Raw genomic sequence first — 15,161 nt, 5'->3', positions numbered from 1 at the left:
AAAGAAGCCCCGCCATGGAGGCGGGGCGCAGAGGAAGGGAGCGCACCTCTGGAGGGTTCCACAAGGGCACCTGAGCACGGATATCGGCAGGAGCCTGTCGTCCACCTTAGACCCGGTAGCCCGTGGCGCAACCGGTCAATAAGTATTAGGCCCATCGTTAGGAGAGGGCGTGAGCGCTCTATTCCGGGTCCTGGAAAAGAAAAGCCCCGCACGAGGCGGGGCTTTTCATCACGCTAGGAATCTCAGACCTGGACGGCCGGGATCTTCGCGTTGGCTGCAGCTTCGCGGAACTCGGCGATCTGGTCGAAGCTCAGGTAGCGGTAGATATCGGCAGACATGCTGTCGATGTCCTTCGCATAGGCCATGTACTCCTCGACGGTCGGCAGCTTGCCGATGATCGAAGCGACAGCGGCCAGCTCGGCGGATGCCAGGAACACGTCGGTGGCGTCGCCCAGACGGTTCGGGAAGTTACGGGTCGAAGTGGAGACCACGGTGGAACCGGTCTGTACGCGAGCCTGGTTACCCATGCACAGCGAGCAGCCCGGCATTTCCATGCGCGCGCCGGCCTTGCCGTAGATGCCGTAGTAGCCTTCTTCGGTCAGCTGGTGGGCGTCCATCTTGGTCGGCGGAGCCAGCCACAGACGGGTCGGAATGCCACCCTTGACCTTGTCCAGCAGTTTGCCGGCAGCGCGGAAGTGACCGATGTTGGTCATGCAGGAGCCGATGAAGACTTCATCGATCTTGCGGCCTTCGACACTGGACAGCAGACGGGCGTCGTCCGGGTCGTTCGGAGCGCAGAGTACCGGCTCCTTGACGTCGGCCAGGTCGATCTCGATGACCGCTGCGTACTCGGCGTCCTTGTCGGCTTCCAGCAGTTGCGGGTTGGCCAGCCAGGCTTCCATCGCTTGCGCGCGGCGCTCCAGGGTACGGGCGTCGCCGTAGCCTTCGCCGATCATCCAGCGCAGCAGGGTGATGTTGGACTTCAGGTACTCGGCGATGGCCTCTTCCGGCAGCTTGATGGTGCAACCGGCAGCCGAACGCTCGGCGGAGGCGTCGGACAGCTCGAAAGCTTGCTCGACGGTCAGGTCGTTCAGACCTTCGATCTCGAGGATGCGGCCGGAGAAGATGTTCTTCTTGCCCTTCTTCTCAACGGTCAGCAGGCCAGCCTGGATGGCGTAGTACGGGATCGCATGGACCAGGTCACGCAGGGTGATGCCCGGTTGCAGCTTGCCCTTGAAGCGCACCAGAACCGATTCCGGCATGTCCAGCGGCATGACGCCGGTGGCAGCGGCGAAGGCGACCAGGCCGGAACCGGCCGGGAAGCTGATGCCGATCGGGAAGCGGGTGTGCGAGTCGCCGCCGGTGCCGACAGTGTCAGGCAGCAGCATGCGGTTCAGCCAGCTGTGGATGATGCCGTCGCCCGGACGCAGGGAAACACCGCCGCGGGTCATGATGAAGTCCGGCAGGGTGTGGTGGGTCTTGACGTCGATCGGCTTCGGGTAAGCAGCGGTGTGGCAGAAGGACTGCATCACCAGGTCGGCGGAGAAGCCCAGGCAAGCCAGGTCTTTCAGCTCGTCGCGGGTCATCGGGCCGGTGGTGTCCTGGGAACCGACGGTGGTCATCTTCGGTTCGCAGTAGGTGCCCGGACGTACGCCCTGGCCTTCGGCCAGACCGCAGGCGCGGCCAACCATCTTCTGGGCGAGGGTGAAGCCCTTGCCGCTGTCGGCCGGCGCTTCCGGCTTCTTGAACAGGTCGGACGCAGGCAGACCCAGCTCGGCGCGGGCCTTCTCGGTCAGGCCACGGCCAACGATCAGCGGGATACGGCCGCCGGCGCGGACTTCGTCCAGCAGAACCGGGGTCTTCAGCTCGAAGGTGGTGACCACTTCGCCGCTGTCATGACGCACGACCTTGCCTTCGTACGGGTACACGTCGATGACGTCGCCCATGGCCAGGTTGGTGCAGTCGAATTCGATCGGCAGGGCGCCGGCGTCTTCCATGGTGTTGTAGAAGATCGGGGCGATCTTGGTGCCGAAGCAGAAGCCGCCAGCGCGCTTGTTCGGAACGTAGGGGATGTCGTCGCCGAAGAACCACAGCACCGAGTTGGTGGCGGATTTACGGGACGAACCGGTGCCGACCACGTCGCCGACGTAGGCAACCGGGAAGCCTTTGGCCTTGACGGCTTCGATCTGCTTCAGCGGGCCGACGGAGCCCGGCTGGACCGGCTCGATGCCGTCGCGAGCCATCTTCAGCATGGCCAGGGCGTGCAGCGGGATGTCAGGGCGCGACCAGGCGTCCGGAGCGGGGGACAGGTCGTCGGTGTTGGTTTCGCCGGGGACCTTGAACACGGTCAGGGTCAGCTTCTCGGCGACGGCCGGACGGGCCTTGAACCACTCGCCTTCGGCCCAGGATTGCAGCACGGCCTTGGCGGCGGCGTTGCCTTTCTTGGCGCGCTCGGCGACGTCGTGGAAGGCGTCGAACATCAGCAGGGTGTGCTTCAGTTGCGCGGCGGCGACTTCGGCCAGCTCGGCGTTGTCCAGCAGCTCCACCATGGTGGCGATGTTGTAGCCGCCCTGCATGGTACCCAGCAGCTCGAGGGCGCGGGTCTTGGAAATCAGCGGGGAAGTGGCCTCACCCTTGGCGACGGCGGACAGGAAACCGGCCTTGACGTAGGCAGCTTCGTCCACGCCCGGCGGTACGCGGTTGGTGATCAGGTCGAGGAGAAATTCTTCTTCGCCGGCCGGCGGGTTCTTCAGGAGTTCGACCAGACCAGCGGTCTGTTCGGCGTTCAGCGGCTGGGGCACGACGCCCTGGGCGGCACGCTCTTCTACGTGTTTGCGATAGGCTTCAAGCACAGTATTTCCCTCATCAGTGGTCCCGGAGGACGCGTATCCAGGAGACCCCTCCGATCCATTCGTCAGGCATGGTGGACGGTAATCCACTGACCTACGACGGCACCGGCGATCTCCGGGCAGAAGCTGTTTTCAAAGTTTTACGCCGGGTGGCCTGGGACTGATGGGTCTGGGCGCTTGAGGGAGGCGCCCAGACCGCGCGGCTGCCGGAATCTGTGCTTCGTGACGCTTTGAAAACAGCTTCTTTCGGACAATGACGCCAAAAAGGCGCAGCCATTCTAATGGAATTAATGGGGCTTGGTAAGCCGAATTGCGTGGCGCCAAAGGGTGATCTTGCCTAGACAAAGGGCTAACATGCCCGCTTTGCCAGCTATCTGCTCAGCCATGTCTTCGCAACGCATCAAAACCCCCTGTGTCGGGCTCTGCTCGACGGTCTATGGCGACCTGGTCTGCCGTGGCTGCAAGCGCTTCCACCACGAAGTGGTGAACTGGAACCGCTATGGCGACGAAGAGAAGCGGGCGGTCCTGAGCCGTCTCGAGATCCTGCTGACGCAGGTGATGATGGCCAAGCTGGAAGTCTTCGATGCGTCCCTGCTGCGGAGCCAGCTGGAGCAGCGGCAGATCCGCTTCGTGCCCGAGCAGTCGCCCTATTGCTGGGCCTACCAGCTGATTGCCCGGGGTTCGCGGATGATCAACCAGGTGGAGGCCTACGGCTTGGCGCTGCTGCCGGAGTTCCGCGAATGGCCGTTGCCGGATCTGCGCGACGCCATCGACAAGGAGTTCTTCATCCTCTCCGAGGCGCATTACGAGCGGTACATCGCGCCGAGCTTCCTGGCTGACGGGCTGGAAGCGCGGCTCTGAGCTTCACGTTGCGATAAAAAAGAAGCCGCCCGAGGGCGGCTTTTTTCGTCGCGGCGCTGGATCACGGCTTGGCGACCAGTTCCTCCAGGTGGGCAATGATGTCGTCCGGCTTGAGGACCAGGATGTCGCTCTCCAGCGAATCCAGCACCACTTCGGCGGTGTTGCCGATCAGCGCGCCAGATAATCCGGTGCGCGCCACGCTGCCGATTACTGTGACCGCTGCGTCGAGATTATGCGCTGCGCGGGGAATCAGTACGTCCGCCGGGCCTTCCTCGATATGCAGGTGCTGATCGTCGACGCCGTATTCGGCCTGGAACGCCTTGCACGCCTCGCGGTACTTGGCCTCGATGGTCTCGCTGAGCTGGAAGGTCGGGTCGGCGGCCGAGAGCATGGGCGAGGGGTGCGCGCTGATGACGTGCAGCTGGCCGTGGGCGAGGCCGGCGATGTCGTAGGCGTGGCTGACGATCCCCGCATGCAGGGTGCGGTGCTCGACATCATTGTTGCCCACATCCACGGCGGCGAGGATGTTGCGCCCGGCCCAGGGCAGGCTGGTCTTCACCAGCAGTACCGGGGCAGGGCAGAAGCGCAGCAGCTTCCAGTCGTCCGGGGTGAGCAGGGCTTTCTTCAGCGGGTTGTCCGGGCTGTGCTGCTTGATCACCAGCCCGCAGCCTTCGGCCTGCTGCTCGGCGATGATGGTCTGGTGCAGGTTGTCCTTCCAAGCCTGGCGGCTGGAGGCGCTGAAGCCCTCCTGGCGCAGCACCTCGGCGACTTCCTCGAGCTTGACGCTGTAGTCGGCGCGCCGCTCGCAGGCCAGCAGGTGCAGGTGCGACTGGGTCACGCTGGCGATCAGGCGGGCCCGTTTCAGCGCGAGACCTTCCGGCTGGTCCGGGTCTACGACTACGAGGATGCTACGGATGGCTTGCATGATCGTCTCCCTTCGTGCGCGTTGTTTATGTGGAACAACTGTAGTCGGGATATCTCGTTCATGACGTTGAGGCATATCAACGCCGGAAGCTGGTTCCGCGCGGTGGCATTCGTATAATGCTCCGCCTTTATGACACCGGCCAGCCGGTAGGTCGCGAGCTCGGAGTTTTGAAAATGCTGTCTGAAATCAGGGAATTCCTCGGTTGTGCCACGCCGGATGCGTGGGTGGAAGCCGCGCTGCGGGATCAGACGGTGATGCTGATCGACCACAAGAACAACGAATTCAAGGCCGCCAGCACGGCCCTTGCCCTGATCGCCAAGTACAGCGCCCACGAGGAGCTGGTGAACTTCATGTCGCGCCTGGCGCGCGAGGAGCTGCGTCACCACGAGCAGGTGCTGGCGATCCTGAAGAAGCGCGGCATCCCCCTGCGGCCGATCTCCGCCGGCCGCTACGCTTCCAGCCTGCGTACCGTGGTGCGCAACCACGAACCGCAGAAGCTGGTGGATACCCTGATCGTTGGCGCTTTCATCGAATGCCGCAGCTGCGAGCGTTTCGCTGCGCTGGTGGATCACCTGGACGCCGACCTGGCGAAGTTCTACGGCTCGCTGCTGAAATCTGAGGCGCGGCACTTCCAGGGCTACCTGAGCCTGGCGCGCCGCTATGGCGATGAGGCCGACATCGACCGCCGTGTGGCGGAGATCCGCGAAGTGGAGGCTGGCCTGATCCAGTCGCCGGACAGCGAGTTCCGTTTCCACAGCGGTGTGCCGGTCGAGCTGGCAGCCTGATCTTTCTGCCGAAATAAAAAAGCGCCCGACTGGGCGCTTTTTTATTTCGGCTCTTCGTAGGAGCGAGCTTGCTCGCGAACCAGCCCAGCGCCGGAGCTTCTGGGAAATCCATTCGCGAGCAAGCTCGCTCCTACAGATACCGACTCAGTCCTTCACCTTCAGATCCAGCGCCAGATCCCGCGCGGCCTTGGTCGCCAGGACGCCCATCAGCTGGCCGATTTCATCTTGGCGACTGCTGGCACTGTTCTGTCCGCCGGCCATCATCACGCTGGGGACGGGCGCCTGGGCGGCAGCTTCGGCCCAGACCTTGTTGATGGCAATCAGCGCGTCCAGCTTGGGCTGCAGCGCGCCGTCCGCCTTGATCACCGCTTCGCGGGCGTAGGCATCGGCGTCGGCGGTGATCTTGGTGGCTTGCGCCGTCACGGCAGCCTTGTCTCGCAGCAACTCAGCAGTTTGCTTCTCGATCTCGGCGCGCTGCCTCTCGCGCTCAGCGTTGATCACCGCCAGCTGTTTCTCGGTTTCCGCCTGGGTGGTGCGCTCGATCTGGTCGCGCAGGGTTTCCTGGCGCTTGGCTTCCACTTCCTTCTCGCCGCGGGCGGTAACCAGCAGCTTCTCTTCCTCTTCCTTCAGGCGGTTCTGACGAGCGACGGCCAGCTCGGCCAGCGCCTGCTGGACCTTGACCATGCGCTGCTTGTACTGCGGATTCGGGTCGACGTTGGTGATGCGCGCTTCCACCACTTCCACGCCAAACTTGCGGAACTGCTGTTGCTTGCGGACCGGGATGCCCTTGGCATCAGTGACTTTCTCGGTGACGAACTGGCTGGCGTTGTTGTCGCCGAAGCTGCCCTGTTCGGTGCCGGCCTGGAGGATGGCGGTCTGGTGCGGTACGGCACCACGCGGGCCACGGACCTCCTTGCGCTTGATCAGGTACAGGCCGTCGTTGAGCTGGTTCTCGAACTCCGCGGCGAATTCGCTGCGGGCGCCGGCATAGTAGTCGTCGGCGGTCATCAGCGAGGCGGTAGCCTGCAGGGTTTCCTTGATCGCCGGGACCAGCGCGGTACGGATGAAGTTGTCCGGGTTGCGGTATTCCTGGGCCATCTTCAGGAACTGGTCGCCGCCGGGGAGGCGGAAGCGCGCCGAGGATTCGACCTTGGCGTCTACGTTGCCGAGGAAGACGATGGGGAAGGCTTCGATGGTGGCACCCAGCCCATCGTTATCCGGGTTGTTGTCGTTCTCATCCATGATCAGCACGGACTGCACGCTGATGGCCTTCTTCCAGGTGGTGGCGCGGCCGAACCACTTGGTGGAGTAGCCCACGTCGTCGACGATCTTCTCGTCGCCGAAGATGGTCCGCACGTGGGTCATGAAGCCGGCTTCGTTATAGAAGAAGACGCCGTTGAACAGGATGAAGGCGGCGGCGACCAGTGCCAGGGGCAGGGCGCCGAACTTGATGAGGTTTCCCTTGCTGAACATGTTTCTTCCTTGAGTGAGCAAATCGCAAATGCTGCGCAAGGCGGTCGGTGCCGGTCAAGGAGAAATGTCTGACAGTGCGGCTGGGTTAACGCCAAAAGGCCACCATTGCGGTGGCCCGGAGCGTCACAGCGGGAAGGGTGCCTGCTGCAGGCCCTGCTCGTCGGCCTCCAGTGCCCAGCCCTGGCTGTCCCAGTCGCCGAGGACGATGCGCCGCGCGGGGCGGCCGTCGATTTCCAGTTCGTGGACGGCGGGGCGGTGGGTGTGGCCGTGGATCAGAATGCGTACGCCTTTGTCGCGCATGATCTTCTCCACTTCCGCCGGGGTGACGTCGACAATCTCGCTGGCCTTCATGCGGGTCTGCGTGCGGCTTTCCTTGCGCAGCTTGCGCGCCAGCTTGTGGCGGGTAGCCAGTGGCAGGTTGCGCAGGATGAACAGTGAGAGCGGATTGCGCAGCCAGCGGCGCAGCTTCATGTAGGCCGCGTCGAGGGTGCACAGGCTGTCGCCATGCATCAGCAGGATTTTCTCGCCGCCCAGGTCGATCAGGCTCGGGTCGCGCAGCAGGGTGCAGCCGGCTTCCCGGCAGAAGGCCTGGCCAATCAGGAAGTCGCGGTTGCCGTGCATCAGGAAGATGCGCGTGCCGCTGTCGGACAGTTCACGCAGGGCGCGGGCGATGGAGTGCTGGAACTCGTCCATGCCGTCGTCGCCGATCCAGGCTTCGAAAAAGTCGCCGAGGATATACAGCGCCTGCGCCCTGCGGGCTCGGGTGGAGAGGAAATGCAAGAACGCCCGGGTGATATCCGGGCGTTCTGCTTCGAGATGCAGGTCCGAGATGAACAGGACGCTCATCAACTCACTCGCCGATGACTTCTGCTTTCTCGATGATCACGTCGTCGGCCGGTACGTCCTGGTGGCCGGAGCGCATGGTGGTGGCGACAGTCTTGATCTTGTTGACCACGTCCATGCCGTCCTTCACTTCACCAAACACGCAGTAGCCCCAGCCCTGTACGGTCGGCGCGCTGTGGTTGAGGAAATCGTTGTCGGCGACGTTGATGAAGAACTGCGCGCTGGCCGAGTGCGGCTCCATGGTGCGGGCCATGGCGACGGTGCCGATCTTGTTGCCGACGCCGTTGTTGGCTTCGTTCTTGATCGACTTGCGGGTGGACTTCTGCTTCATGCCCGGCTCAAAACCGCCGCCCTGGATCATGAAGTTGTTGATCACGCGGTGGAAAACGGTGTTGTCGTAGTGGCCGGCCTTCACGTACTCCTTGAAGTTGGCCACGGTTTCCGGCGCCTTGTCGTCGAAGAGTTCAAGGGTGATGTCGCCGAAGTTGGTCTGCAGTTTGACGGTGGTAGGCATCAGGGAATTCCGCTCTTTGAAAAAATCGAAGGCCTGTCAGGGGGTTGACAGCTTCGGCTATGATAAGCGCTTTGGTTTGGCTGGCCTACCCTGGCCGAACACCAGCATGATCAAGGACACCATGAGCAAGCCTACCGCCGATACGAAAGAAGCCACTGTTGCCGCCAACTTCCTGCGCCCGATCGTTGCGGCCGACCTGGAAAGTGGCAAGCACCAGAAAATCGTCACCCGCTTCCCGCCGGAGCCCAACGGCTACCTGCATATCGGTCACGCCAAGTCCATCTGTCTGAACTTCGGCCTGGCCAAGGAGTTCGGCGGTGACTGCCACCTGCGCTTCGACGACACCAACCCGGCGAAGGAAGACCAGGAGTACATCGATGCCATCGAGGCCGATGTGAAATGGCTGGGCTTCGACTGGGCCGGCCAGGTGCGCTATGCGTCCAACTATTTCGATCAGTTGCATGATTGGGCGGTAGACCTGATCAAGGCCGGCAAGGCGTTCGTCTGTGATCTGAACGCTGAGGAAATGCGTGCCTACCGTGGCTCGCTCACCGAGCCGGGCAAGAACAGCCCGTTCCGCGAGCGCTCGGTGGAAGAGAACCTGGACCTGTTCGCCCGTATGAAAGCCGGCGAGTTCCCGGACGGCGCCCGCTCGCTGCGCGCGAAGATCGACATGGCCTCGCCGAACATCAACCTGCGCGACCCGATCCTCTACCGCATCCGCCACGCCCATCACCACCAGACCGGCGACAAGTGGTGCATCTACCCCAGCTACGACTTCACCCACGGTCAGTCGGACGCCATCGAGGGTATCACCCACTCCATCTGCACCCTGGAGTTCGAGGATCACCGCCCTCTGTACGAGTGGTTCCTGGCCAACCTGCCGGTCCCGGCCCAGCCGCGCCAGTACGAATTCGCGCGCCTGAACCTGAACTACACCATCACCAGCAAGCGCAAGCTCAAGCAGCTGGTCGATGAAAACCACGTGCATGGCTGGGACGACCCGCGCATGTCGACCCTCTCCGGCTACCGCCGCCGCGGCTACACCCCGGCGTCGATCCGTGCCTTCTGCGACATGATCGGCGTGAACCGCGCTGGCGGCGTGGTGGACATCGGCATGCTGGAGTTCGCCATTCGTGACGATCTGGATGCCAACGCCGGCCGCGCCATGTGCGTGCTCAAGCCGCTGAAAGTGGTCATCACCAACTACCCCGAAGGCCAGGTCGAGAACCTCGAGCTGCCGCGCCATCCGAAGCAGGACATGGGTGTTCGCGTGCTGCCGTTCAGTCGCGAGATCTACATCGACGCCAGTGACTTCGAGGAAGTCCCGCCGGCCGGCTACAAGCGCCTGATCCCAGGTGGCGAAGTGCGCCTGCGTGGCAGCTACGTGATCCGTGCCGACGAAGCCATCAAGGATGCCGCCGGCAACATCGTCGAGCTGCGCTGCAGCTACGACGAGAACACCCTGGGCAAGAACCCCGAGGGTCGCAAGGTCAAGGGCGTGATCCACTGGGTGCCGGCTGCCGAGAGCGTCGAATGCGAAGTGCGCCTGTACGATCGCCTGTTCCGCTCCGCCAACCCGGAGAAGTCGGAAGAGGGCGGTAGCTTCCTCGACAACATCAACCCCGATTCCCTGGTGGTGCTCAAGGGCTGCCGAGCAGAGCCGTCGCTGGCCAGCGCCACGGCCGAGGATCGCTTCCAGTTTGAGCGCGAGGGTTACTTCTGCGTCGATGCCAAGGACTCCAGGGCCGACGCCCTGGTCTTCAACCGCACCGTAACCCTGCGCGACTCCTGGGGGCAGTAAGGGATGGCTGACTTGCAGATCTACAGCACGCTGTCCAAGACCAAGGACAGCTTCAAGCCGCTGGTGGGCAACCAGGTGCGCATGTACGTGTGCGGCATGACCGTGTACGACTTCTGCCACATCGGCCATGCCCGCGTGATGGTGGCGTTCGACGTCATCGCCCGCTGGCTGCGCCATCGCGGCTATGACCTGACCTATGTGCGCAACATCACCGACATCGACGACAAGATCATCCGCCGCGCCCAGGAGAACGGTGAATCGTTCGAAGACCTGACCGCCCGCATGATCGCCGCGATGCATGAAGACGAGGCGCGCCTGTCGGTCCTGCGTCCGGACATCGAGCCGCGCGCCACCGGCCATATCGCCGGCATGCACGAGATGATCCAGACCCTGATCGACAAGGGTTACGCCTACGTGCCGGGCAATGGCGACGTCTACTACCGGGTCGGCAAGTTCGCCGGCTACGGCAAGCTGTCGCGCAAGAAGATCGAGGACCTGCGCATCGGTGCGCGGATCGAGGTCGACGAATCCAAGGAAGACCCGCTGGACTTCGTGCTCTGGAAGGGCGCCAAGTCCGGCGAACCGAGCTGGGAGTCGCCCTGGGGGGCCGGGCGTCCGGGCTGGCACATCGAGTGCTCGGTGATGTCCACCTGCTGCCTGGGCGAGACGTTCGATATCCACGGCGGCGGCCCGGACCTGGTGTTTCCGCACCACGAGAACGAGATCGCCCAGAGCGAGGCGGCCACTGGCAAGCTCTATGCGGCCAGTTGGATGCACGCCGGCGCGGTGCGCGTGGATGGCGAGAAGATGTCCAAGTCCCTGGGTAACTTCTTCACCATCCGCGAGGTGCTGGAGAAGTACCACCCGGAAGTCGTGCGCTTCCTACTGGTGTCCAGCCACTACCGTAGCCCGATCAACTATTCCGAAGACAACCTGAAGGAAGCCAAGGGCGCGCTGGAGCGTTTCTACACCGCGCTGCGTGGCCTGCCGCAGGCGGCTGCCGCGGGTGGCGAGGAGTTCGTCGAGCGCTTCGGTGCCGCTATGGACGACGACTTCGGTACGCCGGAAGCGGTTGCTGTGCTGTTCGAGATGGTCCGCGAGGTCAACCGCTTGCGCGAAAGCGATCCGGCGGCAGCGACTGCATTGGCGGCGCGCGTGCGTGAGCTGGGTGCTCTGCTGGGTGTTCTGCAGCTGGATGCCGACGAGTTTCTCCAGGCTGGCGCAGCTGGCAAGGTCGATGCGGCGCAGGTCGAGGCGCTGATCCAGGCTCGCCTGGATGCCCGCGCGTCAAAGAACTGGGCCGAGTCCGATCGCATTCGTGACGAGCTGACCGCTCTGGGCGTGGTGCTGGAAGACGGCAAGGGCGGCACTACCTGGCGTCTTGCTGAGTAATAGCTTCCCGGGAATGAAAAAGGCCGCTGATCAGCGGCCTTTTTCTTGCTCGTCGAAAACCTGTCAGCCGTGCAGGTGCTCTGCGGCGTACAGGGTGTTTTCAAGCAGGCAGGCGCGAGTCATCGGGCCGACGCCGCCCGGAACCGGGGTGATCCAGCTGGCGCGCTCGGCAGCCACGTCGTACTCCACGTCGCCCACCAGCTTGCCGTCTTCCTGGCGATTGATGCCCACGTCGATGACGATGGCGCCTTCCTTGATCCATTCGCCCTTCACCAGGCCTGGTTTGCCAGCGGCAACCACGACCAGGTCGGCGCGACCGACGTGTTCGGCCAGATCACGGGTGAAACGGTGAGTGACGGTGACGGTGCAGCCGGCCAGCAGCAGCTCCAGTGCCATCGGTCGGCCGACGATGTTGGAAGCACCTACTACGACCGCGTCCAGGCCGTACAGGTCGACACCGGTGCTCTGCAGTAGGGTCATGATGCCCTTAGGCGTACAGGGGCGCAGCAACGGGATGCGTTGAGCCAGGCGGCCGACGTTGAAGGGATGAAAGCCGTCCACGTCCTTGTCCGGGCTGATGCGCTCCAGTAGTTGGGATGCATCGAGGTGGGCGGGGAGGGGCAGTTGGACGAGGATGCCGTCAATGGCCGGATCGGCGTTCAGGCGGTCGATCAGCGCCAGCAGCTCTTCCTGGGTGGTGCTGGCGGGGAGGTCGTACGCCTGGGAGAGGAAGCCGACCTCTTCACAGTCCTTGCGCTTGTGCGCGACATAGACCTGAGAGGCGGGGTCGCTGCCGACCAGGATCACAGCCAGGCCGGGGATGCGCAGTCCTTGCTGGCGGCGCTCATTGACGCGTTGGCCAATCTGCTGGCGGAGGCTGGCGGCGATCGCTTTGCCGTCGATCAGTTTTGCAGTCATGTCGGGGGGATAACCATTAAGGCGGGTGAAAAGAAGGCGCGCATTTTCGCATGCTGCCTCCATAAGGCAAAGGCGGGAGCCCCTGATTTGGCGTAACTCCTTTATCTCTTTGAATTTTTTTTAAAAAAGTTGTTGACGGGGTATGGTCTCATCGATAACATGCGCCCCGCTTGCCGAGCACAGCCTGAAACACGAAAGAGGCAGTGCCAACCGATTCGGTGGTTTCCACTGAGTCTGCTTAGCAAGGGTTGCCGCCACTAAAGCGCCCGTAGCTCAGCTGGATAGAGCATCCGCCTTCTAAGCGGATGGTCGCAGGTTCGAGTCCTGCCGGGTGCGCCAAGTGGCGTTCGGTACAAGCAAGTGTAATATGGTGGGCGTAGCTCAGTTGGTAGAGCACAGGATTGTGGCTCCTGGTGTCGTGGGTTCGATTCCCATCGTCCACCCCATATTCCGAAGCGCCAGGCCCAGAGCCTGGCGTTTTCGTTTCTGCGGTACCCTGCGGACGTGGTGAAATTGGTAGACACGCCGGATTTAGGTTCCGGTGGCGCAAGCTGTGAGAGTTCGAGTCTCTCCGTCCGCACCATCTTCTTTCCATAAGCTCTCGCATCCGTGAATTTCCGCAGCTTCCGCTCGGGGTGACTTCTGCATTTCTAGCTACTAGAATGCTTGCCCTTGATTCTGGGAGCCGGAAGGACCGGCTTACGTCTGTGCCACGAGGAATATCCATGCAAGTTTCCGTTGAAAGCACCTCCGCTCTTGAGCGCCGCATGACCGTTGGCGTGCCGGCCGAGCGCATCGAGACCGAAGTCAGCAAGCGTCTGCAGCAGACCGCTCGTCGCGCCAAGGTTCCTGGCTTCCGTCCCGGCAAGGTGCCGATGAGCGTGATCCGTCAGCGCTACGAAGCCGCCGCTCGTCAGGAAGCCCTCGGTGACCTGATCCAGGAAACCTTCTACGAAGCCGTGGTCGAGCAGAAGCTGAACCCGGCCGGTGCTCCCTCCGTCGAGCCGAAAGTGTTCGAGAAAGAGAAGGGCCTCGAGTACATCGCTACCTTCGAAGTCTTCCCCGAGTTCCAGGTTGCCGGTTTCGACGGCATCAAGGTCGAGCGCCTGCAGGCTGACGTGGCTGACGCTGATCTCGACAACATGCTGGAAATCCTGCGCAAGCAGAATACCCGCTTCGAAGCTGTTGACCGTGCCGCTCAGAACGACGATCAGGTGAACATCGATTTCGTTGGCAAGATCGACGGCGAGGCCTTCGCTGGCGGTTCCGCCAAGGGCACCCTGCTGGTGCTGGGCTCCGGCCGCATGATTCCGGGCTTCGAAGAAGGTCTGGTTGGCGCCAAGGCCGGTGAAGAGCGTGTTCTGAACGTGACCTTCCCCGAGGACTACCAGAACCTGGATCTGGCCGGCAAAGCCGCCGAGTTCACTGCTACCGTCAACAGCGTCGCCGAGCCGAAGCTGCCGGAACTGAACGAAGAGTTCTTCGCTCTGTTCGGCGTGAAGGAAAGCACTCTGGAAGGCTTCCGCACCGAAGTTCGCAAAAACATGGAGCGTGAGCTGCGTCAGGCCATCAAGTCCAAGGTGAAGAACCAGGTGATGGAAGGTCTGGTCGAGACCAACCCGATCGAAGTTCCGAAAGCCCTGATCGGCAACGAAGTCAATCGTCTGCGCGTCCAGGCTGTCCAGCAGTTCGGTGGCAACATCAAGCCCGACCAACTGCCGGCCGAGCTGTTCGAAGAGCAGGCCAAGCGCCGCGTAGTGCTGGGCCTGATCGTCGCTGAGCTGGTCAAGCAGCACGAGCTGAAGGCTGACGAAGCCCGCGTTCGCGAAATGATCGAAGAGATGGCTTCCGCTTATCAGGAGCCGGAACAAGTTGTTTCCTGGTACTACAAGAACGACCAGCAGCTGAACGAAGTTCGTTCGGTTGTACTGGAAGAGCAAGTTGTAGATACTGTCCTGCAGAAGGCCAATGTGACCGACAAGCAGGTATCCTACGAAGAAGCGGTCAAGCCTGCAGAAGCTCCGCAAGCGGCCTGATCCAACGCTTCGTTCGATTGTCACAAGCCAGCCTTCGGGCTGGCTTGTGCGTCTATAGAGACATGAATTTTTATTAGGGAGTGATCGTCGGACATGCATAATCCTTATATGCCGCAAGTTCCGAACATTCAGGCCGCTGGTGGTCTGGTGCCGATGGTGGTGGAGCAGTCCGCCCGCGGTGAGCGTTCCTACGACATCTATTCGCGCCTGCTGAAGGAGCGGATCATCTTTCTGGTCGGCCAGGTTGAGGACTACATGGCCAACCTCGTGGTTGCCCAATTGCTATTCCTCGAAGCCGAGAACCCGGACAAGGACATCCATCTCTACATCAACTCGCCGGGTGGTTCCGTGACCGCTGGTATGTCGATCTACGACACCATGCAGTTCATCAAGCCCGACGTATCCACCATCTGTGTGGGGCAGGCGTGCAGCATGGGTGCGCTGCTGCTGGCTGGCGGCGCCGCTGGCAAGCGCTACTGCCTGCCGCATTCGCGCATGATGATCCACCAGCCGTTGGGCGGCTTCCAGGGACAGGCTTCGGACATTGAGATCCACGCCAAGGAAATCCTCTTCATCAAGGAGCGTCTGAACCAGGTGCTGGCACACCACACCGGCCAGCCGCTGGACGTTATTGCACGCGATACCGACCGTGACCGCTTCATGAGTGGCGAGGAAGCCGTCAAGTACGGTCTGATCGATCAGCTCTTCACCCAGCGTCCTGCTGCCAGCTGAGTCTCTCCGCACTGCCGCGGCCGGTAATC

General features: G+C 62.5%; 12 protein-coding genes and 3 tRNA genes. 9 read left to right on the top strand and 6 right to left on the bottom strand.

From position 1 onward, the window contains the following. Positions 1-242 precede the first annotated feature (242 nt). Complete coding sequence (acnB, locus tag ACIPK7_RS24460) at positions 243-2,852, bottom strand: bifunctional aconitate hydratase 2/2-methylisocitrate dehydratase (protein WP_192433705.1); 2,610 nt, start codon at positions 2,850-2,852, stop codon at positions 243-245. Positions 2,853-3,233: 381 nt separating this feature from the next. Between acnB and ACIPK7_RS24455 the strand changes: the two genes are divergently transcribed. Next, positions 3,234-3,710: a DUF1289 domain-containing protein gene (locus ACIPK7_RS24455; protein WP_192433703.1), complete on the top strand. Its 477-nt coding sequence runs from the start codon at positions 3,234-3,236 to the stop codon at positions 3,708-3,710. Positions 3,711-3,771: 61 nt separating this feature from the next. Here ACIPK7_RS24455 and ACIPK7_RS24450 read toward each other — a convergent pair whose 3' ends face one another. Further along, positions 3,772-4,635, bottom strand: coding sequence for a universal stress protein (locus tag ACIPK7_RS24450; RefSeq protein ID WP_192433701.1), 864 nt, complete (start codon positions 4,633-4,635; stop codon positions 3,772-3,774). Between the two features lie 173 nt (positions 4,636-4,808). Here ACIPK7_RS24450 and ACIPK7_RS24445 point away from each other — a divergent pair, with 173 nt between their 5' ends. Next, positions 4,809-5,420 (top strand): tRNA-(ms[2]io[6]A)-hydroxylase, encoded by a 612-nt coding sequence (locus tag ACIPK7_RS24445; RefSeq protein ID WP_401090735.1) that lies wholly within the window; start codon positions 4,809-4,811, stop codon positions 5,418-5,420. A gap of 144 nt (positions 5,421-5,564) precedes the next feature. Here the strand turns inward: ACIPK7_RS24445 and ACIPK7_RS24440 are convergent, their stop codons facing one another. The 3 genes from ACIPK7_RS24440 to ACIPK7_RS24430 all read right to left on the bottom strand — a co-directional run bounded on the left by ACIPK7_RS24440 (position 5,565) and on the right by ACIPK7_RS24430 (position 8,250). Continuing rightward, positions 5,565-6,893 carry an SPFH domain-containing protein gene (locus ACIPK7_RS24440; RefSeq protein ID WP_192433698.1) on the bottom strand — a complete coding sequence of 443 codons (1,329 nt, stop codon included), beginning with the start codon at positions 6,891-6,893 and terminating at the stop codon, positions 5,565-5,567. 123 nt (positions 6,894-7,016) lie between these two features. Further along, on the bottom strand, positions 7,017-7,739 hold the full coding sequence (gene lpxH / locus ACIPK7_RS24435) for a UDP-2,3-diacylglucosamine diphosphatase (RefSeq protein WP_192433696.1): 723 nt from the start codon (positions 7,737-7,739) through the stop codon (positions 7,017-7,019). Positions 7,740-7,743: 4 nt separating this feature from the next. Then, positions 7,744-8,250, bottom strand: coding sequence for a peptidylprolyl isomerase (locus ACIPK7_RS24430; protein ID WP_192433694.1), 507 nt, complete (start codon positions 8,248-8,250; stop codon positions 7,744-7,746). Between the two features lie 121 nt (positions 8,251-8,371). Between ACIPK7_RS24430 and ACIPK7_RS24425 the strand changes: the two genes are divergently transcribed. Together ACIPK7_RS24425 and cysS are read left to right on the top strand one after the other, a co-directional pair. Further along, positions 8,372-10,054: a glutamine--tRNA ligase/YqeY domain fusion protein gene (locus ACIPK7_RS24425; protein WP_401090816.1), complete on the top strand. Its 1,683-nt coding sequence runs from the start codon at positions 8,372-8,374 to the stop codon at positions 10,052-10,054. Between the two features lie 3 nt (positions 10,055-10,057). Further along, the gene (gene cysS / locus ACIPK7_RS24420) at positions 10,058-11,446 is read left to right on the top strand and encodes a cysteine--tRNA ligase (protein WP_401090732.1); all 1,389 of its coding nucleotides are present in this window, start codon (positions 10,058-10,060) and stop codon (positions 11,444-11,446) included. Positions 11,447-11,509: 63 nt separating this feature from the next. Here the strand turns inward: cysS and folD are convergent, their stop codons facing one another. Next, positions 11,510-12,364, bottom strand: a complete 855-nt coding sequence (folD, locus tag ACIPK7_RS24415; RefSeq protein WP_401090730.1) for a bifunctional methylenetetrahydrofolate dehydrogenase/methenyltetrahydrofolate cyclohydrolase FolD — start codon at positions 12,362-12,364, stop codon at positions 11,510-11,512. Positions 12,365-12,626: 262 nt separating this feature from the next. Between folD and ACIPK7_RS24410 the strand changes: the two genes are divergently transcribed. From ACIPK7_RS24410 to clpP, 5 genes are all read left to right on the top strand, one after another. Further along, positions 12,627-12,703 (top strand) — tRNA-Arg (locus ACIPK7_RS24410). Between the two features lie 31 nt (positions 12,704-12,734). Then, positions 12,735-12,810 (top strand) — tRNA-His (locus ACIPK7_RS24405). Between the two features lie 52 nt (positions 12,811-12,862). Continuing rightward, a tRNA-Leu gene (locus tag ACIPK7_RS24400) sits at positions 12,863-12,947 on the top strand. A 142-nt stretch (positions 12,948-13,089) separates the two neighbouring features. Then, positions 13,090-14,400, top strand: coding sequence for a trigger factor (gene tig / locus ACIPK7_RS24395; RefSeq protein ID WP_192433688.1), 1,311 nt, complete (start codon positions 13,090-13,092; stop codon positions 14,398-14,400). A gap of 93 nt (positions 14,401-14,493) precedes the next feature. After that, positions 14,494-15,132: an ATP-dependent Clp endopeptidase proteolytic subunit ClpP gene (gene clpP, locus ACIPK7_RS24390; RefSeq protein ID WP_138216336.1), complete on the top strand. Its 639-nt coding sequence runs from the start codon at positions 14,494-14,496 to the stop codon at positions 15,130-15,132. Positions 15,133-15,161 lie beyond the last annotated feature (29 nt).

The sequence above is a fragment of the Pseudomonas sp. NPDC086581 genome (assembly GCF_044746165.1).
Classification (GTDB): Bacteria; Pseudomonadota; Gammaproteobacteria; order Pseudomonadales; family Pseudomonadaceae; genus Pseudomonas.
Note: the sequence above shows the minus strand (reverse complement) of the source record. Positions and strands in the feature narration are given on the sequence as shown.

What these genes read in the sequence shown, in the direction of transcription:
- ACIPK7_RS24455 (WP_192433703.1), top strand. Translation starts at nt 3,234, where the DNA reads ATGTCTTCGCAACGCATCAAAACCCCCTGTGTCGGGCTCTGCTCGACG.
- ACIPK7_RS24450 (WP_192433701.1), bottom strand. Translation starts at nt 4,635, where the DNA reads ATGCAAGCCATCCGTAGCATCCTCGTAGTCGTAGACCCGGACCAGCCG.
- ACIPK7_RS24445 (WP_401090735.1), top strand. Translation starts at nt 4,809, where the DNA reads ATGCTGTCTGAAATCAGGGAATTCCTCGGTTGTGCCACGCCGGATGCG.
- ACIPK7_RS24440 (WP_192433698.1), bottom strand. Translation starts at nt 6,893, where the DNA reads ATGTTCAGCAAGGGAAACCTCATCAAGTTCGGCGCCCTGCCCCTGGCA.
- lpxH (WP_192433696.1), bottom strand. Translation starts at nt 7,739, where the DNA reads ATGAGCGTCCTGTTCATCTCGGACCTGCATCTCGAAGCAGAACGCCCG.
- ACIPK7_RS24430 (WP_192433694.1), bottom strand. Translation starts at nt 8,250, where the DNA reads ATGCCTACCACCGTCAAACTGCAGACCAACTTCGGCGACATCACCCTT.
- ACIPK7_RS24425 (WP_401090816.1), top strand. Translation starts at nt 8,372, where the DNA reads ATGAGCAAGCCTACCGCCGATACGAAAGAAGCCACTGTTGCCGCCAAC.
- cysS (WP_401090732.1), top strand. Translation starts at nt 10,058, where the DNA reads ATGGCTGACTTGCAGATCTACAGCACGCTGTCCAAGACCAAGGACAGC.
- folD (WP_401090730.1), bottom strand. Translation starts at nt 12,364, where the DNA reads ATGACTGCAAAACTGATCGACGGCAAAGCGATCGCCGCCAGCCTCCGC.
- tig (WP_192433688.1), top strand. Translation starts at nt 13,090, where the DNA reads ATGCAAGTTTCCGTTGAAAGCACCTCCGCTCTTGAGCGCCGCATGACC.
- clpP (WP_138216336.1), top strand. Translation starts at nt 14,494, where the DNA reads ATGCATAATCCTTATATGCCGCAAGTTCCGAACATTCAGGCCGCTGGT.